The organism is Taibaiella helva, from assembly GCF_003545695.1.
GTDB classification, from domain to species: Bacteria; Bacteroidota; Bacteroidia; order Chitinophagales; family Chitinophagaceae; genus Taibaiella; species Taibaiella helva.
Map to the genome: position 1 here is coordinate 402837 of NZ_QUZZ01000004.1, position 19626 is coordinate 422462.

The window sequence follows — 19626 nt, forward strand, 5'->3', positions numbered from 1 at the left end:
AGACAAAAGATGATCATATACAATATAACCGCTAAAGTGGATGCGGGCGTCGCCGACAAATGGATGCGCTGGCTGAAAGAAGAGCACCTGGACGAGATGATGAATACCGGTCTGTTCAGCGATTACCGCCTCTGCCGCCTTATGGAGCAGGATGAAAGCGAAGGCGTGACCTTCGTGATCCAATACCACTGCGACAGCATAGAGAACTACCAGACCTATTTGCAGGAACATGCGCCGCGTATGCGCAAAAAGACCTTAGATAAGTTCGGCAACCATTTTGCGGCATTCCGTACGGTAATGGAAGTGATTAATTAGATTTTACGACAATGCCAGAGTACAAACATTTATTTTTTGACCTCGACCATACCCTCTGGGATTTTGAACGCAATTCGGGAGCTACGTTGGAGCAGCTGTACAGCGAGTTCAGGCTGGAAGAACGTGGCATTACGGTATTCGAGGATTTCAGGGCCACCTATGAACGGCACAATGAACGGTTCTGGGAACGCTTTCGCAAAGGGCATATCCACCGCGATGAGCTGCGCTGGAAAAGGATGTGGCATACGCTGCTCGATTTCAAGATCGCTGACAACAACCTGGCGCACCGCCTGAGCGAAGTATACCTGGAACAACTGCCACGGCAAGGCAAGCTGATGCCTTATGCCCTTGAAGTGCTGGACTACTGCGTGGCCGGGAACTACCAGCTGCACATGATCACAAACGGCTTTGAATTGACCCAATGGGAAAAGATGCGCACTTCGGGCATCGATCATTATTTCAACAAGGTAATCACCTCCGAAAGCAGCAACAGCATGAAGCCCATGCCGGCCATATTTGCCTATGCGGTCGAAGCTGCAGGCGCCTCGGTTGGCGAGAGCCTGATGATCGGCGATGCGCTGGAGGCCGATATCCTGGGCGCTCAAGGCTACGGCATGGACCAGGTTTATTATAATCCTGCCCGGGCGCCTCATTCAGAAAAGCCGACTTACGAGATCGATTGCCTGAGTCAATTGAAGCAGATGCTGTAGTCGCTATGCTTTAGCGGATACGTAGGCCAGGGCCTCATCGAATACGGTATTGATCTGCTCAAACAGATCACCTTCGCGCAGGTAGTCTTCAATGTTTCGGGCAAAGGGTATCGTATCCTTGTGGTCGAGGTATTGCTGTATGCTTTGCCCGATATCCGCCTGCCCGGTGCCAGCAGCAACATAGCCGGTCTTTCCTTCGCGCACGAGGGCGCCTAGCCCGCCTACAGGTGCCACCACCACCGGCTTGCGGAAGCCGTAAGCCATGCTGAGGATACCGCTTTGCGTGGCTGAACGGTAAGGCAGCACCACACAGTCCGATGCCGTAAAATAGCGATCGACCTCTTCATTCGGTACATACCGGTTTTCCATATGTACCTGCTCCCCGATGTTTAATTGCTGTACAAGATCGAAATAGGGTTTGTCGTCTTCGTAGAATTCGCCGACGACCAACAGCTTTAGCCGGCCATTGCGCTTCAGCAAATCCGCAAAGGCTTCCAGCAGCAGATCCAATCCTTTGTATTTACGTACCAGCCCGAAGAACAGCAGCACAGTATCTTCTGCTTCAAAGCCAAATTCTTTTCTCAGGGACAGATCAGGAACGCCGGTATCAGCTCTATAAAAATCATAGATCGGTAGCGCTGAACGAAATATCTTCCGATGAAACATCTGCTCCAGGTACTCCTCTACTGATCTGGAAAGGGCCAGAAAGCAGCGTGCATGCCTGAGACCGTAGCGGGTCAGCATCTTATCAATGCCGTTGGCTTCATGAGAGATGACATTCTCAGTGATGAACATTACCTTTTGCCTGAGCTTCCGGCTTAGCCCGCCGGTAATGCCGCGCATACAGGGTCCGAAAAAAGGATGCCACCAGTCGATGGCGATCAGATCGGGCTGCCGGCGGTTGATATAGCGCGCTACCTTCATCCAGTTAAACGGGTTGAGGCTATGCACCATCCTTTTATTGGGGTAAGAAAGCTTTTTATCGCTGCTGGTATCATATTGCGTTTTGCCCGGGAAAAGGAATCCGGGATAGAGCATTGTAAAATTGATCAGCTCAACTTCGAAGTCCTGCTCCAGCTTATTACACAAATGTGCCAGGAAGATGGATTGCCCGTTCCGGTAAGGACTTCCTGGCCCTATTATGATTATTTTTGCTTTCTTTGTCATCTATTTCAAGAAATTGTGCAAAACTATGAATAATCTGAAAGATGCTCCGATATTAATCACGGGAGGATGCGGCATGGTAGGCTCTCACCTCGCTGATTATTATGCGGAACAGGGGCAGCGTGTTGTTGCTACCTATTATACACATCCGACGATACGACTGGAAGAAGTGCTGGACAAAGCCAATTATGTTCCCTGCGATGTAAGGGACAGCAAAATGGTGACCGATATCATTACGCAATATAAACCCTTGATTATTTATCACCTGGCCGCGCAAAGCTACCCGACTGTTTCGTGGGAGAAGCCTTCTGAAACAATGGATATCAATTCGGGCGGAACCATTAACGTATTTGAAGCGGTAAAAAGCCTGAGAAAGAAAGACCCTGCTTACGACCCGGTGATCCTGATCGCCTGCTCCAGCGCAGAATACGGAGCCAGCCTGAAACCCGAAAATGTCCCGGTGACAGAAGATACAGCCTTGCTCCCCCTGCATCCCTACGGCGTAAGCAAGGTAGCTCAGGACCTGCTGGGTTTCCAGTATTTTGCCAACGATCATATCCGTAGCATCAGGGTACGGATATTCAATACAACAGGCCCACGGAAAACAAATGATGTCGCTTCTGATTTCACCAAACGAGCGGTGCTGTTTGAGAAAGGAGCGATCGATTCTATAGCCACTGGTACGCTCACTACGGAGCGGGCCATTACCGATGTCAGGGACCTGGTACAGGCTCTGGTGCTCCTGGCTGAAAAAGGAGTAGCGGGTGAGGTATACAATGTGTGCGGCAGCAAAAGCTACCGGATAGCCGACGTACTGACCATGATCGAAAAGATCATCGGCCGGCCGCTACCCCACCGCGTTGATCCGACCCTCATCCGGAGCACCGATGAACCGGTAATCTATGGTGATTCTGGCAGGATAATCAGCGCTACCGGCTGGCAGCAACGTATTCCTCTCGAGCAGACCTTAACCGATATGATCGCATACTGGCGGGCAATTTTATAGTATTTCAGGTATTTTGACGTTTCTGTACCGTCGAAACCTCCATTTACCGAAAATTTGTCCACGTTTATCGAAACGGTGTTTAAAAGACCTCAGCGTACATATACTTTTGTGGTATATTAATTGATCTTAAAATGGAAAACGAAGCGACAAAGCCTTACGTACGTAAGCGCCCTGAGCCTAATCATAAATTGGGGGGATTGGTCCTGATAGCGGTTGGTATATTATTCCTGCTCAACAGGATCCCGCAAACCGCGGGCCTTTTTCCCCACTGGTTCTTTACCTGGCCTATGATCCTGATCGCCATCGGTATCTTTACTGGCGTTAAGAATGGATTCCGCCATATTGCCTGGCTTATTTTTATTGCCATCGGCTGTTATTTTCTGCTCTACGAAAACAATCTCATTTCCCTCAACCTGCGCCCCTACGCCTTACCGGCCGGCCTTATCTTATTGGGTATAATCGTACTGGTAAAAAAGAATCGCTTTCACAAGCATCATTATGACCGCTGCCATCGCCACCGGCACGGACGTTTCGGCAAACATCCCTGGGCACCGGAAGCCGGCGACACTGATCAGGCCAACGATATTTCTGACGACGTGGTCAGCATCAACTCGACTTTCGGCAATGTGGAACGTAATGTCTTTTCCAAGAATTTCAGAGGGGGCAATATATCCAGTGTGTTCGGTGGCTGCCAGGTCAATTTTACCCAGGCCGATTTCCAGGGCAGTGCGGTAGTAGATGTATCGGTGATGTTCGGCGGTGTGGACATCATTATCCCGGCCAACTGGAACCTGAAGAACGAGCTTTCCGTGATCTTCGGCGGCATCGAAGACCGCAGGGTGATGTCCAGCACAGCGCACGAATCGGGCAAGACCCTGATCCTGAAAGGCAATATCACCTTCGGCGGGGTGGAGATCAAGAGCTTCTAAGGAGACAGCACCGACATGCCAGGGCTTACCAACACCCATTCAAAATAAACAGGAATGCCTTCATACTTCAACACCCTAAACGTAAAGCTCAGTGCAGCCATCATCCTGCTGACCATCAGCACGGCCCAGTTCTACTGGCTTTGCGCTTTCAAGGGTTTCCCGGTCGACGTGGCCCTGGCCGACGCCCTGGGCAGCAACCTGCTGCTGTACGGTATCTTCCTCTTTCTTGAATATGGCTTCAGCCATTATGTACCACCTATTGCCCGCTATGGCATTATCGCTGCACAAAGCTTCGGCTTCAGCGCTGCCTGGCTGTTCCTTTGCCAGTGGACGCTGAAAAATTCGTTCGACAATAAAGCCTATGCCGATTTCTGGAAAGAGACCTTTTATATACGCGGACTTATCGGCTGGATCCTGATCTGCGACTATAATCTTATTAATTATTTCGTTCGTCACCTGTCCAACCAGGAGTCGGTGAGCGAGCAGGAGCAGCACAGCCTGCAGCTGCGTAAGGAAGCCGAGCTCTTCAAGCTGCGCCAGCAGCTGCATCCGCACTTCCTCTTCAACAGCCTCAATTCGATCAACGCCCTCATCGGCAAAGAGCCCAAGCATGCACGTACCATGGTACAGCAGCTGTCGGAATTCCTGAGACACACACTTAAAAAAGAAGACAATGATCTGATCACCATACAGGAAGAGCTGGACGACCTCCGCATCTACCTCAGCATTGAGCAGGTGCGCTTCGGCCACAGGCTCACTATAGAAGAACATATTCACACCGATTGCATGGAAGCGCGTATACCGCCTTTCCTGCTGCAGCCCCTGGTCGAAAATGCGATCAAATACGGCCTGTACGGTACTACCGGCCCGGTAACCATATACCTTAAAGGAACGCTGACCCAGGAGCAGTTCCTGTTCAGCATTGTCAATCCTTATGACCCTGATGCGGTTACGACAAAAGGGACGGGCTTCGGCCTCGAATCGGTACGGCGCAGGCTGTACCTGCTCTTTGCCCGGAACGACCTGCTCACTGTGGACAGCCGTCCCCCGGCGCCCGGCAGCGACCCCGACAATGCCCACCATTCCTTTACAGCGACCATCAGCATACCGGTTATGCTGCCGGATAAAGAACAACCTGCAACGCTTCCCAACGAACAAGCATTATGAAAACGATACTGATTGATGACGAGCCCCTGGCAAGGTCCCTGCTCGCCGAACTGCTGGAAGATGAAAAAGATATCGAGATCGTCGCGTCCTGCAACGATGGCTTTGAAGGCATGAAGGCCATCCAGGAGCACCAGCCGGATCTTATTTTCCTGGATATCCAGATGCCCAAGATCACCGGCTTCGAGCTGCTGGAGCTGCTCGATAACCCGCCCAAGGTGATCTTTACCACCGCTTACGACGAGTATGCGCTTAAGGCTTTTGAAGTGAATGCGCTCGACTACCTGCTCAAGCCGGTGAGCATCGACCGGTTGCAGAAGGCATTGGAAAAGGTACGGACCCAGATCAGGCAACCGGAGACAGATACACCCAAAGACATGAGCGCCCTGCAGCTGCCCGAGCAGTCGCAGCGGATCGTAGTGAAAGACGGCGGCCATATCAAGATCATCCCATTGCCCGAAGTGCTGTACATCGAAGCGGCAGATGATTACGTGAAGGTAACCACGACCGACAAATACTACCTGAAGCACCAGCGCATGGCGCATTTTGAGGCGCAGCTACCGGCACATCAGTTCGTAAGGGTGCACCGTTCCTACATCGTGAATGTACAGCACATCCATAAAGTGGAACTTTATGAAAAGGAAAATTATTGCGTGATCCTGCGCAACAATGCGAAAATACCGGTGAGCCGCAGCGGCTACGCTAAATTAAAGACGGTGCTCGGCATTTAAGCAAACGATAGAGAAGTCAAGTTTTGAAAAACTTGACTTCTCTATCGTTCCGGAAGCTATAGCAGCAGCTTCCGCGTGTACGGGAACCAGTCGTTGTCTTCCAGGTCGACCACCAGCATCCCTGCCTTATTGGCTTCTACCCTGCTGTAAATGAGCTTCGCGGCCTTTCCCGTATTGCCGTCATCCAGATGGCTGAAGGGCTCGTCAAGCAGCAGCCACTGAAACGGCTGTAGCAAGCTCCTGACAATAGCCACCCGCTGCCGCTCACCATAGGAAAGGGTTTCGGCTTTTTGCTCCCATTTCCCTTCAAGGCCCAGCTGTTGGAGCCATTCCCGCGCTTCATCTTCGCTCACAGCATTCGTAAGGCTTCTCTTGATATTAATGTTTTCGGCTACAGTAAGATCGCCAAAAAGCCTCAGGTCCTGGAAGACGATGCTGATCGCCCCGCTGCGCAAGGCCGCCAGCTGGTTGTCATCCTGCCGGCGAATATCTTTTCCTTCCCAGGCTGCTGTGCCGGTATAGTCGTCGCGCAAGCCGTAGAGGATATGCATGAAGGTAGACTTTCCTTTACCCGAAGGCGCGCGGAAAAACACTTTCTCACCCGGCTGTATCGTCTGGACCTGTCCCCAGATATCGGAATGCTGTTGTCCCAAACGGCTTTTCAAAGGCTCGGGCACAAGGCTGTTGATCTGTAATTGCATCGGCAGCTATTGAAGATGAGTTAACGCAGGCAACCATTCGCCCCATACTTTTTTCTTGTCCATCCAGCCGCCCAGCTGAACAGTTTCCACCTTATGATCGCTTCCGACATAATACTTCGTCGGGAAGCCCAGGAAAAGCTGGTGCTCGTAAAAATAATCGTAAGGTCTCAGAATGATGTACAGGTTAGGACGGTCCATGTGGCCGTCAAATTTATGTCTCACCGCCGCGGTATCGGGGTCGGTAGTGAAGTAGACAAAATCAAAATCTTTATAGCGGTCGCAGGCTTCGAGGTACAAAGGCAGCTCAAACTTGCAGGGCAGGCAGGATTCGGAGCTGATATAGACAAAAGCCGGCCGCCGGGCCGCTTTAAAATCATACGCCTTGCCGTTCAGCGTGGCAAATGACTCCTGCACCGGAAATGCCTTCCCCGATTTATCCAGGATAAACTGATCGTTCCAGGACAGCTTCTTCTGCTGGCCTGCAGCTTCATGCCCTGCAAGCACGAAAAGCAGAATATACCCGGCGTAAAAAAGAAATTTATTCATAAGCGCTCTAGTTACGGCCTTTCCCGCCCAGCATGGGTACAAAGCTGAAATGATCGAGGGTTTCTTCTTCGTAGCCGGAGGCTGTTTTCGTAATCCGCTTCATCAGCTGCACACTGCCCTCATCGTCTGCATCCACCGGAATGATCATGATACCGCCCGTTTTCATTTGCTCGATCAGCTTCGGTGGTACAAAAGGCGCGGCGGCGGTAATGATCACTTTATCGAAAGGTGCAAAGGAAGGCAGCCCTTCAAAGCCATCGCCGTAAAAGCGCTTCAGGTGCGGGTATCGCTTCAGGTAAAAGAAATCGTTGTTGTGCTCAAATAATTGCCTTTGGCGCTCGATCGTATAGACCCAGGCGCCCATTTCGGCCAGCACACAAGCCTGGTAAGCGCTGCCGGTACCGATCTCCAGTATTTTATCAAAACGTTTCACCTCCAGGAACTGGCTCTGATAGGCGACAGTATACGGTTGGGAAATAGTTTGTCCGGCCAGGATGGGGAAGGCGCGGTCTTCGTAGGCGATCCGTTCAAAAGCCGGATCCAGGAAATAATGGCGGGGAATACGCCCCATAGCTTCCAGCACTTTTTCATCTTTGATCCCCTTTTCACGCAGCTCTGCTATCAGTTGCTTACGCAAGCCTTTATGCATAAAACTCTCCTCTTTCTCCAATCGGTGTAACATACTGCAAAGATACTCGAAGCAATTGACCGGAGCGATGATGTGTAAAAGTTTTGTCAATGTCTTGACACGATCGCGCCCCTTGTACTGCCGTAAACCGGGATATTAGCTTATATTGAAGCTTGAAACCGGCGTCGCCTATGCGTTTGAAATACACCTTCCTCCTTTTGTTCGCCACGGTATCGGCTGCAGCACAGAACAAAGACCTGCCGCTCTCGTTAAGCATTTTCAATAATGGCACTTCGCTGCCGGGCCGCGGCTATGCCGGCGTCTTCAGCAAGACGATACATCCCGGTATCAGCCTGGGCACTGCACACCTGTATCGTAAAGGGATACACTCCGAACTCTTCCAGACGCTTAAGCTGGGCTATTTCTACCATCAATACAACCAGCATGGCCTGCAGCTGTATTCCGAGCTAGGCTACCGCTACCTTACGGGCAGCGGCTTCTATGGTGAAGGTCTGCTAGGCGCCGGCTACCTGCATTCTTTTGCCGATGTGCAGCAATTCCGCCTGGAAAACGGCCGGTATGTAAAGAAAAAGAACTGGGGCCGGCCGCAGCTGATGGCTACCCTCTCGCTGGCCCTGGGCTATGACCTTAAGCCTCATTGCGGCTTGCCCCTGAAGTTCTTCCTGCAATACCAGTTCTGGCTGCAAACACCCTTTGTGAACAAATATGTACCGCTGCTGCCCAATACTGCTTTGCATCTTGGCGCGATCTATTCTTTAAGGTGGCATAAACAAACAGCACTACCGGATCATGAAATATAATTATATCCTCTTCGGCCTCCTGGCCATACTGCTTTCTTCTTGTAGTAAAAAAAAGATCGAAGCAACCCAGGTCTGTACTGCACCGGCCTACCCTGCGCATCCCAAAGCCAGCCGGTTCCAGGACGTGCTCGATACCTATACCCAAAAGGGTTTGCCAGGCATTGCGCTGCTGGTAAGGGACGGGCAAGGCACCTGGGCAGGTGCTTCGGGTATGGCCGACATCGAAAAGGGAATACTGATGCAGCCCTGCCATATTTCCAAAGTAGCCAGCATCACCAAGATCTTTATAGCGACACTGGCTTTCCGCCTGGCCGAACAAGGTAAGCTGGATATCGACGCCCCGGTAAAAAGCTATCTGGATGCAGATCAGCTGAAGAACATTGCCAACGCCGACCAGGTGACTGTACGGCAATTGCTGAACCACACTACCGGCATTTACGATGTGATCGAGGATAATAGCTTTTATCTTGATGTGCTGAACAATCCGCCGCGACATCGTAACCAGGAAGATATCCTCAGGTTTGTTAGGGGCAAGGAAGCCGCTTTTGCGCCGGGAGAAGGACCTGGATACTCCAACACCAATACCCTGCTGCTGAGCATGATCATCGACAAAATAGGCGGCAAGCCGCACCAGCAGCTCCTGCACGATGAAGTGATCGACCGGCTGCAGCTGAAAAACACTTACTATTATTACCACGATGCTTTACCGGAAGACAAAGTAGCCCAGGGTTATTACGATCTCTACAATAACGGCAATATCGAGAACCTGTCCAGCTACAATACAGGCAGCGGCAATGGCTACACCGGTCTTTATTCCAATGTATTCGACCTGCTCACTTTTATTGACGCCCTGCTCATCAGCAAAACGCTGGTGAGCCCTGCTTCACTGCAGCAGATGCTTACCTTTAATCCTAAAGAGGAGGAAGACAGCGACCGCCTGCTGGGGCCTGGAGTCATGAAGGATTTCATCCACCGCAGCAATAATGAATACGCCTACGGGCACCGTGGCAGGGACCTGGCCTATAGCGCCGACCTGTTCTATTTCCCGGAGAAAGACCAGGTAATGGTGTTGATCGTCAACTATGGCACTGATGGCGATAGCCGCCTCAGGCCAACCTTTTATGATTTGCGCACAGCGGTTATCGACGCGATGATGCAATGATGCAGTAGCTACTATTGATTTTCACACATGAATTTCTTGCTCACAACGGCAAAGCGGCGCAAGCCGCAGGAACCGCTGCACGTCCCCCTACCGGCAGGCAGAAGAAACAAAACCGGCCAGGGGTTTACAATGCCCTGACCGGTTCACGCTTGTATAAGTAGCATATGCACAGCAGCTCCGCTATTCCTCGGCAGTCCCAAAAAAGGCAATCGCCCGAAACACCCTGAAGAAATCTTTCGTTCTGCGTCCGGCCGGTATCGCTGCTTTCACCTTCTGTATAAACCCTGTCAGGAACCGGCTTACCATTGCAGCTTCGGATGCGTTCAGTTCCTGCTTCGCATATTTCAATTTCAGGTAAGGTAAAATGAATGCGGTATAGTTGGTGTGCAATTGCTCATCCACCCACTGCGCCTGCTGCAGCGCTGTACGGCTGCCTTTGAAATAGCCCAGCTGGTGCAGGTAGAAACCCGAAGCTCTGTACGACCAGTAAGCTTTCTGCCCGGTGCTGCCAGCCGAACGATAACGCATACGGAAATAAGCATAGATCAAACGCGGCAGGAAGAGGAACACCAACAGGGTGAAGCCGATGCTGATACCGGCTCCGATAAGGATCGCCTTCCAGTTGGTTGGCTTCTCCCGCTCTTCCTTCTGGGCTTGCTGCTGCTGTTTGGCTTTGGTCGTCAGCTTCAGGTGCAGCTCGTCGATCGGCTCGGGATCAGGGAAACGCTTGATCAATGCCTCTGCTTGCTCATTGTTTTGCGGCATCAGGTTTTTGAAAGCCTCTGCGTAGGAGACCGCTGTTGCACTATCGCCGGGGCGGACATCACCGATCGACACATCGATACTGTCCCTGGTAATAACGGCAATACCCATATCGAGTTTGACTTTAACCGGCGTCGACAGCTTGTATTCCCGGTCATGATACACCATGCGCAGCAGGTTCAGGCTAATGATCCTATTGGCCGTATCGACCGTTTCTACCGTGCCATCGCCGGCAAGGTAAGCCTTGGGCGGCTGCATCGGCGGCGTGCCATCGGGCGCAGGGCTTTGCTGCGCCTCCTCATTGCCCACCGTAGTGTCAAAGTCCAGCCAGCCGTAGCCCGGGAAATAAAGCTGCACCCAGGCATGCGCCTGATCGGCGTAATACCAATACCAGCCTTTATTCTTATTGCTACGGTCCACCGTCATAAACCCTACGGTAATGCGCGAAGGAATACCGAGCGATCGCAGCATGAACAAAGTGGCCCCGGCATAGTAAGCACAGTAGCCCTTATGATTCTCAAACAGGAAGTATTGCAGCTTGGAAGCATCCGGGATATCCGGCACGCCGGGATTGTCGGTATAGCTGAACAGCGGTTCGCCGTTCTCATCTTTGGATAAGAAGTAGTCCCGGATCGCCAGCATTTTATCTACCGGTGTGGTCTTTCCTTTGGTCACCTCAACCGCCAGCTGACGGATGCGGTTAAACTTCGCATCCGAGGGCATGAAAGTATAATATTTCATCAGCCTGGGATCTACTCCTTCATAGCCTTTTACCTTGCGTAGTATTTCGAAGCGCTGTTCCTGGAACCGTTGTATCTGGGGATCGGGTGCATTGTATACAAAGTAGGCGCTATTGAGCTCGGAGATCATGCTCTTGGCCCGGTAAGCCGATTTGAATTCGCCTTGAAAATCTTTTTCAATCGTGATCGGCTGTACAAAGAAAGAGGTGCTGGGCGCAATAAAGGTCGAAGCGGACAATTGCTTTTTATACACTTCTATGTCGACGGTGCGACGCAGCTTCTCTGTCAGTGCATAGGCCAGCACCGATGAATCGTGCTTGGGAAAGAACAGCGGCAGCTTCGAAGGATCCGGCTCGAAGAGATCGCTTGCCGGCAGCAAGGAATCCTGCTCGAAGGTCTCGGTCAGCGTATCGAAACGGGAATAATAAAAGGCAGTCAGGTATAGCGGGTTGGGAATTTCCGAGTTGGGAAAAAAATTATCAATATGCGCGGCAAAAAGCAGCTCGTTGCTGCGGCCCAGGCTTCCCCTCAGCTGGGTATAGCGTTGCAGGTCGAAGGTGTTGTCCTTATTCTTTTTCAGCATGCTGTTCTTTCCCTCTTCGCCGCCACCGCCGAATTCGGCAATGGTCTCCTTGATCTCTCCGCGGTTAAAGTAGATCACTCCGGAGAGCAGCAGCACCGCCAGACCGGCAAACAGCACCAGGCGCCGGGTAATGAACCACCAGAATTTTTGCCCTTTGTCTTTATAGTTACGGATCAGCTCTGCCGTAAACACAATGTACAGGGAGTAAATAATGACCGGCCCGATAATGAGGCCGTATTGCAGCAAAACATCATAACCCCTGTCGTTGAAGAACAGCTCGCTCCGCTTGGCGATAAGCAGGATACAGGTGCTGAGGAACAAAGCCGAAATGACGATCGAAAAAAAACGCAGCCGGATAAAGCCCCAGCCGATCAGCCAGCCGGCAAGGAAAGTGATGGAAAAGACACGAAAACGGATGGACAGGAAGAAGGTGTCGAACTCTCCTATCGCGGTCGCGTCAATCCCTTTGTAAACGAGATACAAGACGACAGCCAGGATGAGAAAGGGCGGCAGGAAGCGGAAACGGAACGAATACAGCAGCGCTGCGCTGCCCATACCTGCAGCTACATATAAGGTCTGCTGCCAGGTCTGATTGTTGAGCACAACATAGTACTGGTTGGCATTCCATAACAGGAAATAGCAGACCAGCAGCGTGGGCAAGAGTAAAAAAATGGCCTTCGCCAGCAGTTCATTGACCGGGGTTGCTCTCTGGATACGCATAATAGTCAAATGTAAGAAGTTCCCACCTTGCAAAAAAGTGAAACCTCATTTGACAAGAGCATCAGGCCAACAGCTCATACACAGCGATCAGGCCGGCTGCCTGGTCGAGCAGATCGGTAAGCGACTGCAGCTCTGCCAGGGTAAGGCACAGCGTCAGGGTACGATTGACTGGCAGGGAAACACATTTCTGGCCGGGGCCTGGAAATACCTCTGAACGATACTCCTGCTCCATATCTGCATATTCCTTCAACCGTTGAAACTGGTGGGGTCTGAGCGTTACGGCCACTACACCAAAAGCCAGTTGGATACGGCTGCATTCCGTACAGCGGATAATATAGCCATCGGCTGACCGGGCAAGCGTTTGGGTATTACACATAGGACAAAAATATCTAAAGCGGCTTGCCATTGCTTTCAAAATCGGGAAAACCTTTGCTGCCTGCTCGTAAAATGACGGCTACCTGACAATCGGCTTTATTGATAGGCTTATTGCAAAGGCAATGCTAACGCCAACCTTTATACTGAACGGCTGTTGTATCTTTACCCTACCATTTAAAAATCAATTTACTGATGAGCAACAAGCTGGTTTCCGTCAATCCGTTTACGGGCAAAGAGATCACTCACTACAATACCGATACCCCTACAATCATCAAACATAAGCTGGAGCAATCGCATAAGGCCTTCGGGAAATGGAGCAAGGTTTCCGTAAGGCAGCGCGCAGCGTACCTGAAAGCACTGGCCGACTATCTGCAAAAGAATAAAAAGAGCATGGCCGAGCTGGCTACGCTGGAGATGGGCAAGCCTTATGTGCAAAGCGTTACCGAGATTGAAAAAAGTGCTACGACCCTTACTTATTATTCTGACAACGGTCCCCGCTTCCTCGAGCCGGAACCGGTAGAGACCGATGCCCAAACCAGCTATGTAAGCTTCCAGCCGCTGGGTACCGTGCTGGCCATTATGCCTTGGAACTTTCCGTACTGGCAGGTTTTCCGGGCCATGGGGCCAATACTGATGGCCGGCAATGCTATGGTGCTGAAACATGCCTCCAATGTGACCGGTTGTGCGCTGGCTATCGAAAAAGCGCTGCAGGAAGCGGGCCTTCCTGAATATCTTTTCCAGACGCTGATTCTTTCTTCTTCCGAAATGGAACCCGTGATCGCGCATAAATACATTAATGCGGTAACCTTTACCGGCAGCAACGGTGGCGGCAGCAAAATAGCGGAGATCGCCGGCAAGTACCTGAAAAAGCAGGTGCTGGAGCTGGGCGGAAGCGACGCTTACCTGGTACTGGAAGATGCCGACCTGAAAAGAGCTGTAGAGGTATGCGTTACTTCCAGGCTGAACAATACCGGCCAAAGCTGTATCTCCGCCAAACGGTTCGTGGTGCACGAAAAAGTGCGGGCAACCTTTGAAAGCCAGATGGTGGCGCTGATGCAGGAAAAGAAATACGGCGACCCAATGAATACCTCCATGCAGCTGGGTCCTATGGCCCGCCACGACCTCCGCGACCAATTGCACAAGCAGGTGCTGGACAGCGTGGAGAAAGGCGCTAAGATTCTCTGCGGCGGCTTTATTCCCGATGAGCCCGGCGCCTTTTACCCGCCAACGGTACTGACCGGGGTAAAGAAAGGGATGCCTGCCTATGACGAAGAGCTTTTCGGCCCTGTGGCCGCCATTATCGCGGCAAAGGACGAAGAAGAGGCGATCCGCATCGGCAACGATTCCATCTTCGGCCTCGGCGGAGCAGTATTTTCCAGGGACATCAAAAGAGCGGAAAGAATTGCGGAAGAAGAGCTCCAGGCCGGCAGTGTATTTGTCAACGATTTTGTGCGCTCCGACGCCCGCATGCCCTTCGGAGGTATCAAGCAAAGCGGCTATGGCCGTGAACTCAGCTATTACGGCCTCCGTGAATTCGTCAATATCAAGTCGATTTTTGTACGCTAGTCCCGGTTTATAAAGCAATTACTCTGTAACTTTAGGCCTTATTCAAACCACATAAGCTATGTTTACTTACCTCGCGCTGGGAGATTCTTATACGATTGGTGAACAGGTGCCGGCTACAGATAATTTTCCCAACCAGACGGCCATGCTGCTCCGGAGAGAATATGTAACGCAGATAGCCGATCCTCATATTATTGCTGTAACCGGCTGGACGACCGACGAGCTGGCTGCAGCGATCAAGGAAGCGGGCTTACGGGAGACCTTCGATGTGGTCACCTTGTTGATCGGTGTGAATAACCAATACCGGGGTCGCGATATCGAGAATTATAAAAAGGAATTTGCACAGCTGCTCAACAAAGCCATTCTCTTTGCCAATGGCCGCACGGGCAGAGTATTTGTCCTGTCCATTCCCGACTGGGGCGTAACCCCCTTCGCTGAAGGCCGCGACCGCAAAGCAATTGCAGACGAGATCAATGCGTTTAATATTGCCAACCGCTCTATTGCGCTGGCCTATAAATGCCATTACATCGACATCACGGCCGGCACCCGCCAGCACGGAACAGATGAACAATACCTTACACCGGATAAGCTGCATTACTCCGGCAAAGAATACCATGACTGGGCGCTGAAATTGGCGCCGGCTGTGGCCGCAGCGCTGAAAAGCTGAGCTGTTCCGTCAGTGATACCGCCAAAGAAAATTGCAATCATCATTTTACCGAACGGGGAATGTTGCAGCCGGCGCATGACAGACAACATTCCCCGTTTCCTTATCGGTCTCAGCCCAGCCAGGAGCGCAATAATACGGCTTCGACGATGCGGTTGCAGCAGAAACAGCAAGGGCTGCCCGGAAAACCAGGCAGCCCTTGCTCATATTCCCTGACACATTCTTAGTTCACGTCTATGTCAATCACATTGTCGCAATTAATCCAGGTCTGGTAACCACATATGTAATAGTAGGACAGGCACTTCATTTGTGTAATAGGACCGGTGGTATCTTCCGGGCGCGTGCGGCTTGTCATGCACGGCGTCATATTCGACTCTCCTCCATTTACAGCATCTCTGCTTTCTTTATCCAGCGTGATGATCACATTTTTCTTTAATGTCAATCTTGGTTGTACTTTATTTTTTTTCATCGAAAGGGTATTTTACAAGAGAAAAAAAGAATAAAGGTAACGAAATTACAGTCCGGAGTACATTAATTATTGGGCATCTTTTATATCCACCAGCTCCACGTCAAAAATGAGGATCGCATTTGCCGGTATCTTCGGCCCCCTGGCCTGCGGGCCATAAGCGAGACCCGACGGAATATATAACGTCGCTTTTCCTCCTTTGTTCAATAAAGCGATACCTTCGTCCCAGCCGGCGATCACATTGTGCTGTCCCAGCGGGAATTCGATGGGCGCTACGTGGTTGAAAGCGGAATCGACGCTTGAATCAAACGTCTCCCCGTCCATATTCACACCGGTATAGTTAACGGCCACAGTCTTGCCTGCAGCAGCCAGCGGACCGGTGCCTTCTTTATGGATCACGTAGTATAGCCCTGAGGAGGTTTTCTTTGCATTGGTTACACCCTTCTTTGTCAGGTATTCCCGGATCAGCTTATCATCGGTTGCCGCCTGCTCCGCTACTTTTGCAGCCTGCATTTCCTGGGCTTTGGCGTTTTCGGCCTGCACTTCAGCTTTGCTCTTGATCTTCACCATCTTTACCTCCCAGTACACATAGGCATTCTTGGCAGTCCATTCCGGCTTAGGCTGATGCGCCCTGGCGGCAATGGTATCGAGGCGGATCCTGAATACAGTGCTGTCGCCTTCCTTCATCAGGCGGATACCGCTCATAAGATCGCCTTTGACGGCCGATTGCTGAACCGGGATCGGCACCGGCTTGCCCATATTGGCCATATCGCTGTTTACCATCAGGCTATCGTCGATCCGTTGCTTAATGGTCAACTCGACCACATCACCTTCTTTGGGGTTCAGGAGGCCTTTCCCGCGGGTAATTGTTTTGTATTCCAGGTTATCGGGTCCCATAGTGAACCCACCGGTAATCGGTACGGCTTTAAATGATTTTCTCGCGCCTGTAGTAGCAGTTTTTTTTGCCACGGGCTTCTTTTTTACCTGGGCATTTGTGGCCGTCGCACAGAACAGCGCGCCTGCAGCCAGTAATAATGAGGTGTATTTCATGTACTTCTGTTTTGCTTTGGGTATTTAAAGTTAATTGTGTATGCTTGTCAGACAGCTTTCCTGCGGGAAGTGTTGGCCGGTCCTTATTTGAAGCTCAGCAGCTCAATGTCAAAGATCAGCACCGCATTCGGTGGTATTTTGTCGCCCGCGCCATGATCGCCATAACCCAGATTCGAAGGCAGATAGAAAGTGGCCTTGGTTCCTTTCTTCATAATGGCTACGCCATCGTCCCAGCCCTGGATCACGCCATGCTTGCCCAGCTGAAAGCTGAACGGCTCTACATGGTGAAAGGCAGGATCTACATTGGAATCGAATTTCTCTCCTTTAAGATTCTGCCCGGTGTAGCTGACGCTTACCGTCTGGCCGGCTTTGGGGCTGGGACCTGTACCCGGTGTGTGGATCACATAGTAAAATCCTGAAGGGCCTTTTTTCGCATTTTTGATACCCTTAGCTTTAAGATAATCCTGGATCAGCTTATCATCGATGCTTTTCTGCTTGCTTTCCTTTGCAGCAGTCTCTGCAGCTACCTGCTCCTTGGTTTTAATGCTCACCATTTTGATCTCCCATACGGCATAGTCGCCCGATCTTACCCAGGCTGGCTTGGGCTGATGCGCCCTGACGGCCAGTGTATCCATCAGCATACGGAATACAACACTATCACCGGCCTTCATCTTCAGCAGGCCGCCCATCAGATCACCTTTCATCGTGGGCGCGGCGAAAGGCTGCGGTACAGGCTGTCCCTGGTTCATCTCCATAGTATTGATCATGATAGTATCGCCGATCCGGAACCGTACATGCATCTCGCCGAGATCGCCGGGCTTGGGCACTACGGTACCATTACCCCGGGTAACAATTTTATAATCCAGCCCATCGGGGTCCTTGATAAAGTCTTTGTCGTCTGCGATAGAGGGCCGTGGCTGCTGTGTTTCCTGGGCAACGGCCTGCTGAGCTGTGGCTTTGGCAGAACCCGCATCCGTTTTCTTGGCACTACAGCTGTTAGTGGAAATAACCAATGCACAGCCGGCGATGATAAGCGATGAGTACTTCATTTTCTTAAGCGTTAATATAATTTTCAGGTTATTTGCTTACCGGAACTTCCTTGCTGGTTGCCGGCAGTATATTCAATAAGGTTTTCAGTTTCTTTACGGTCTCTTCAAGAGAGAGCTGAGAGCGTCCGCCGGCAGCATTAAAATGCCCGCCGCCATTGAAGTGCTGTGCGGCAAAGGTGCTGACATCGATATCGCCTTTGCTGCGGAAAGACATCCTGATCTCGTCCTTCTTTTCCGTAAGCAGCACGGCCATATTTACAGCTTCGATGCTGAGCGGGTAGTTGACCACGCCTTCGGTATCGCCCGTTGCAATCCGGAACTGCTGCTGGTCGCTCTGCGAGAGAGCAATGATACCGACATGCTGCCGGGGATAAATCTCCATTTTCTGGTACAGGACATAGCCCAGGAAGCGCATCCGCTCAGCACTCCAGCTGTCGTAGATATGCTGGTGGATGACCGCATGGTCGAGGCCGCGGCGTTTCAGATCGGCCAGCATTTCATGTACGGCCGCCGTGGTAATGGGAAAGCGGAAAGAGCCGGTATCGGTCATGACCCCGGTGTACAGGCATTGGGCCACGTCGTTATTGATAAGCGTGTCGTCTCCCGCAAGCCGGATAAAATCGTACACCATTTCGCAGGTCGAACTTTTTTCGGGTTCGCTCATGCGGTAGTCAAAAGCAGCGACATCCGGATTCAGGTGATGGTCGATCAGCACTTTAGGCTGGGTGGCCTGCCGCAAAGGCTCTTCCATTGTTTTGATGCGATCGAGCCTGCTGAAATCCAGGCAAAAGATAAGATCGGCCTCCTGCAACTGTTTCAGGCAAGCTTTCGGCTCCGATTCAAAATTCAGCACGGTGTCAATACCCGGCAGCCAGAGCAGGAAATCGGGCACTTCGGAAGGGGAAACCACTACCGGCTCATGCCCCTTTTGCCGCAGGTAATGATACAGGCCGAGCGTAGAGCCCAGGGCATCGCCATCCGGCTTGTGATGGGTGGTGATCCATATCTTTTTCGGCTCCTGCAGTAAAGGTAATACGTCTGTAATATTGTTCATATCGATCCGGGAGTTATCATCTGTCTTTCAGGGACAGCCAAACACCCAAGTATTGTGCTTAAGCTTAGAAATAATCGTTTTCCTTCAGCAGCTGAGGCTATAAGCTGTCGCCCCATGGCCACGGGATACGCGCAAATGTAATACAAAAACCCGCATTTGCGCGGGTCGGCGGTGGTGCTTATCCTATTTAATCGTTATTTCAGGAATAGGGCTGGCCTTACCTGGATTGGAGCAGCCGTTCCATCACATAGAAGACGGCAGGACAGGATTCCGAGTTCTTCAGGGTAAGGCCCGGCTGTTTGATCAGCACATCTTCGCCGGTATACGGATACCGGGCGCAATCCCGGGGCCGGTCTTCATAAATGCCGCAATAGTTGTCGGCGCCAAGGAAAGGGCAGGGCGGACTGGTAACGACATAATCGCCGTCTTCATCCATACGCAGATAAGTGGCGATAAAAGCAGATTCCTTCATGCGCAACCGCCGTGCGATGCGTTTAATATCGGGCATCTTGAAACGCGGAGAATAGTTACGGCAGCAATTGGCGCAGCTGAGGCAATCGATCTTGCTGAAGGCTTCTTCATGTAGCTCCGGCAGCTGTTCCAGCACTTTATTCTTAGGTGCGCGCTTCAGGAAATCCTTGTAGGCTTTCGCGTGCTCCTTCGCAGTTTGTGTGTATTGGTCCAGGTTGACCGTTCCCATATCCTTCTTCATAATTCATGCCT

21 protein-coding genes are annotated in these 19626 nt (G+C 51.4%); 10 read left to right on the top strand and 11 right to left on the bottom strand.

From position 1 onward, the window contains the following. The first annotated feature begins 9 nt into the window (after positions 1-9). The gene (locus DZC79_RS09600) at positions 10-315 is read left to right on the top strand and encodes a DUF4286 family protein (protein ID WP_118951336.1); all 306 of its coding nucleotides are present in this window, start codon (positions 10-12) and stop codon (positions 313-315) included. 11 nt (positions 316-326) lie between these two features. After that, complete coding sequence (locus DZC79_RS09605) at positions 327-1025, top strand: YjjG family noncanonical pyrimidine nucleotidase (RefSeq protein WP_118951337.1); 699 nt, start codon at positions 327-329, stop codon at positions 1023-1025. A 3-nt stretch (positions 1026-1028) separates the two neighbouring features. On the opposite strand, the gene DZC79_RS09610 is transcribed toward DZC79_RS09605, so the two are convergent. Next, positions 1029-2192 (bottom strand): glycosyltransferase, encoded by a 1164-nt coding sequence (locus DZC79_RS09610; RefSeq protein WP_118951338.1) that lies wholly within the window; start codon positions 2190-2192, stop codon positions 1029-1031. Between the two features lie 25 nt (positions 2193-2217). Here DZC79_RS09610 and DZC79_RS09615 point away from each other — a divergent pair, with 25 nt between their 5' ends. From DZC79_RS09615 to DZC79_RS09630, 4 genes are all read left to right on the top strand, one after another. Next, a complete protein-coding gene (locus DZC79_RS09615; RefSeq protein ID WP_118951339.1) occupies positions 2218-3195 on the top strand; it encodes a GDP-mannose 4,6-dehydratase in 978 nt (325 codons plus the stop codon). 197 nt (positions 3196-3392) lie between these two features. Next, positions 3393-4124, top strand: coding sequence for a LiaF transmembrane domain-containing protein (locus DZC79_RS09620; protein ID WP_157977041.1), 732 nt, complete (start codon positions 3393-3395; stop codon positions 4122-4124). A 54-nt stretch (positions 4125-4178) separates the two neighbouring features. Further along, positions 4179-5291, top strand: coding sequence for a sensor histidine kinase (locus tag DZC79_RS09625; RefSeq protein WP_118951341.1), 1113 nt, complete (start codon positions 4179-4181; stop codon positions 5289-5291). Further along, on the top strand, positions 5288-6019 hold the full coding sequence (locus tag DZC79_RS09630; RefSeq protein WP_232831801.1) for a LytR/AlgR family response regulator transcription factor: 732 nt from the start codon (positions 5288-5290) through the stop codon (positions 6017-6019). The genes DZC79_RS09625 and DZC79_RS09630 overlap by 4 nt, the downstream gene beginning before the upstream one ends. Before the next feature lie 56 nt (positions 6020-6075). On the opposite strand, the gene DZC79_RS09635 is transcribed toward DZC79_RS09630, so the two are convergent. Genes DZC79_RS09635 through DZC79_RS09645 form a run of 3 tightly spaced genes read right to left on the bottom strand, consistent with a single transcriptional unit; the run spans position 6076 to position 7948 of the window. Continuing rightward, on the bottom strand, positions 6076-6720 hold the full coding sequence (locus tag DZC79_RS09635; protein WP_118951343.1) for an ATP-binding cassette domain-containing protein: 645 nt from the start codon (positions 6718-6720) through the stop codon (positions 6076-6078). A 6-nt stretch (positions 6721-6726) separates the two neighbouring features. Further along, positions 6727-7266: a TlpA family protein disulfide reductase gene (locus tag DZC79_RS09640; RefSeq protein ID WP_118951344.1), complete on the bottom strand. Its 540-nt coding sequence runs from the start codon at positions 7264-7266 to the stop codon at positions 6727-6729. 7 nt (positions 7267-7273) lie between these two features. Next, entirely contained in the window at positions 7274-7948 is a 675-nt protein-coding gene (locus tag DZC79_RS09645) for a protein-L-isoaspartate(D-aspartate) O-methyltransferase (RefSeq protein WP_118951345.1), read from the bottom strand. A gap of 137 nt (positions 7949-8085) precedes the next feature. Between DZC79_RS09645 and DZC79_RS09650 the strand changes: the two genes are divergently transcribed. Continuing rightward, positions 8086-8715, top strand: coding sequence for a hypothetical protein (locus tag DZC79_RS09650; RefSeq protein WP_118951346.1), 630 nt, complete (start codon positions 8086-8088; stop codon positions 8713-8715). Beyond that, the gene (locus tag DZC79_RS09655) at positions 8705-9877 is read left to right on the top strand and encodes a serine hydrolase domain-containing protein (protein ID WP_118951347.1); all 1173 of its coding nucleotides are present in this window, start codon (positions 8705-8707) and stop codon (positions 9875-9877) included. Before DZC79_RS09650 ends, DZC79_RS09655 begins: the two co-directional genes overlap by 11 nt. Positions 9878-10057: 180 nt before the next feature. Here DZC79_RS09655 and DZC79_RS09660 read toward each other — a convergent pair whose 3' ends face one another. Next, a complete protein-coding gene (locus DZC79_RS09660; RefSeq protein WP_118951348.1) occupies positions 10058-12682 on the bottom strand; it encodes a transglutaminase-like domain-containing protein in 2625 nt (874 codons plus the stop codon). 61 nt (positions 12683-12743) lie between these two features. Beyond that, positions 12744-13058, bottom strand: a complete 315-nt coding sequence (locus DZC79_RS09665; protein ID WP_118951349.1) for a DUF6686 family protein — start codon at positions 13056-13058, stop codon at positions 12744-12746. A 191-nt stretch (positions 13059-13249) separates the two neighbouring features. Between DZC79_RS09665 and DZC79_RS09670 the strand changes: the two genes are divergently transcribed. Continuing rightward, on the top strand, positions 13250-14623 hold the full coding sequence (locus tag DZC79_RS09670; protein ID WP_118951350.1) for an NAD-dependent succinate-semialdehyde dehydrogenase: 1374 nt from the start codon (positions 13250-13252) through the stop codon (positions 14621-14623). 58 nt (positions 14624-14681) lie between these two features. Continuing rightward, positions 14682-15287: an SGNH/GDSL hydrolase family protein gene (locus DZC79_RS09675; protein WP_118951351.1), complete on the top strand. Its 606-nt coding sequence runs from the start codon at positions 14682-14684 to the stop codon at positions 15285-15287. Between the two features lie 220 nt (positions 15288-15507). Here DZC79_RS09675 and DZC79_RS09680 read toward each other — a convergent pair whose 3' ends face one another. The 5 genes from DZC79_RS09680 to DZC79_RS09700 form a co-directional block, all read right to left on the bottom strand. Further along, a complete protein-coding gene (locus DZC79_RS09680) occupies positions 15508-15753 on the bottom strand; it encodes a hypothetical protein (protein ID WP_118951352.1) in 246 nt (81 codons plus the stop codon). Between the two features lie 66 nt (positions 15754-15819). Then, positions 15820-16800 (bottom strand): FKBP-type peptidyl-prolyl cis-trans isomerase, encoded by a 981-nt coding sequence (locus DZC79_RS09685; RefSeq protein ID WP_118951353.1) that lies wholly within the window; start codon positions 16798-16800, stop codon positions 15820-15822. A gap of 83 nt (positions 16801-16883) precedes the next feature. Beyond that, positions 16884-17849, bottom strand: coding sequence for an FKBP-type peptidyl-prolyl cis-trans isomerase (locus DZC79_RS09690; RefSeq protein WP_118951354.1), 966 nt, complete (start codon positions 17847-17849; stop codon positions 16884-16886). A 28-nt stretch (positions 17850-17877) separates the two neighbouring features. Continuing rightward, positions 17878-18903 (bottom strand): DHH family phosphoesterase, encoded by a 1026-nt coding sequence (locus DZC79_RS09695; protein ID WP_118951355.1) that lies wholly within the window; start codon positions 18901-18903, stop codon positions 17878-17880. A gap of 217 nt (positions 18904-19120) precedes the next feature. Next, a complete protein-coding gene (locus tag DZC79_RS09700) occupies positions 19121-19615 on the bottom strand; it encodes a YkgJ family cysteine cluster protein (protein ID WP_118951356.1) in 495 nt (164 codons plus the stop codon). Between the last annotated feature and the right edge of the window lie 11 nt (positions 19616-19626).

Bases quoted from the DNA above. Each gene is read 5' to 3' on its own strand.
- DZC79_RS09645 (WP_118951345.1), bottom strand. From the start codon at position 7,948: ATGTTACACCGATTGGAGAAAGAGGAGAGTTTTATGCATAAAGGCTTG.
- DZC79_RS09610 (WP_118951338.1), bottom strand. From the start codon at position 2,192: ATGACAAAGAAAGCAAAAATAATCATAATAGGGCCAGGAAGTCCTTAC.
- DZC79_RS09605 (WP_118951337.1), top strand. From the start codon at position 327: ATGCCAGAGTACAAACATTTATTTTTTGACCTCGACCATACCCTCTGG.
- DZC79_RS09660 (WP_118951348.1), bottom strand. From the start codon at position 12,682: ATGCGTATCCAGAGAGCAACCCCGGTCAATGAACTGCTGGCGAAGGCC.
- DZC79_RS09670 (WP_118951350.1), top strand. From the start codon at position 13,250: ATGAGCAACAAGCTGGTTTCCGTCAATCCGTTTACGGGCAAAGAGATC.
- DZC79_RS09630 (WP_232831801.1), top strand. From the start codon at position 5,288: ATGAAAACGATACTGATTGATGACGAGCCCCTGGCAAGGTCCCTGCTC.
- DZC79_RS09690 (WP_118951354.1), bottom strand. From the start codon at position 17,849: ATGAAGTACTCATCGCTTATCATCGCCGGCTGTGCATTGGTTATTTCC.
- DZC79_RS09665 (WP_118951349.1), bottom strand. From the start codon at position 13,058: ATGTGTAATACCCAAACGCTTGCCCGGTCAGCCGATGGCTATATTATC.
- DZC79_RS09680 (WP_118951352.1), bottom strand. From the start codon at position 15,753: ATGAAAAAAAATAAAGTACAACCAAGATTGACATTAAAGAAAAATGTG.
- DZC79_RS09650 (WP_118951346.1), top strand. From the start codon at position 8,086: ATGCGTTTGAAATACACCTTCCTCCTTTTGTTCGCCACGGTATCGGCT.
- DZC79_RS09640 (WP_118951344.1), bottom strand. From the start codon at position 7,266: ATGAATAAATTTCTTTTTTACGCCGGGTATATTCTGCTTTTCGTGCTT.
- DZC79_RS09625 (WP_118951341.1), top strand. From the start codon at position 4,179: ATGCCTTCATACTTCAACACCCTAAACGTAAAGCTCAGTGCAGCCATC.
- DZC79_RS09685 (WP_118951353.1), bottom strand. From the start codon at position 16,800: ATGAAATACACCTCATTATTACTGGCTGCAGGCGCGCTGTTCTGTGCG.
- DZC79_RS09695 (WP_118951355.1), bottom strand. From the start codon at position 18,903: ATGAACAATATTACAGACGTATTACCTTTACTGCAGGAGCCGAAAAAG.
- DZC79_RS09615 (WP_118951339.1), top strand. From the start codon at position 2,218: ATGAATAATCTGAAAGATGCTCCGATATTAATCACGGGAGGATGCGGC.
- DZC79_RS09675 (WP_118951351.1), top strand. From the start codon at position 14,682: ATGTTTACTTACCTCGCGCTGGGAGATTCTTATACGATTGGTGAACAG.
- DZC79_RS09655 (WP_118951347.1), top strand. From the start codon at position 8,705: ATGAAATATAATTATATCCTCTTCGGCCTCCTGGCCATACTGCTTTCT.
- DZC79_RS09635 (WP_118951343.1), bottom strand. From the start codon at position 6,720: ATGCAATTACAGATCAACAGCCTTGTGCCCGAGCCTTTGAAAAGCCGT.
- DZC79_RS09700 (WP_118951356.1), bottom strand. From the start codon at position 19,615: ATGAAGAAGGATATGGGAACGGTCAACCTGGACCAATACACACAAACT.
- DZC79_RS09600 (WP_118951336.1), top strand. From the start codon at position 10: ATGATCATATACAATATAACCGCTAAAGTGGATGCGGGCGTCGCCGAC.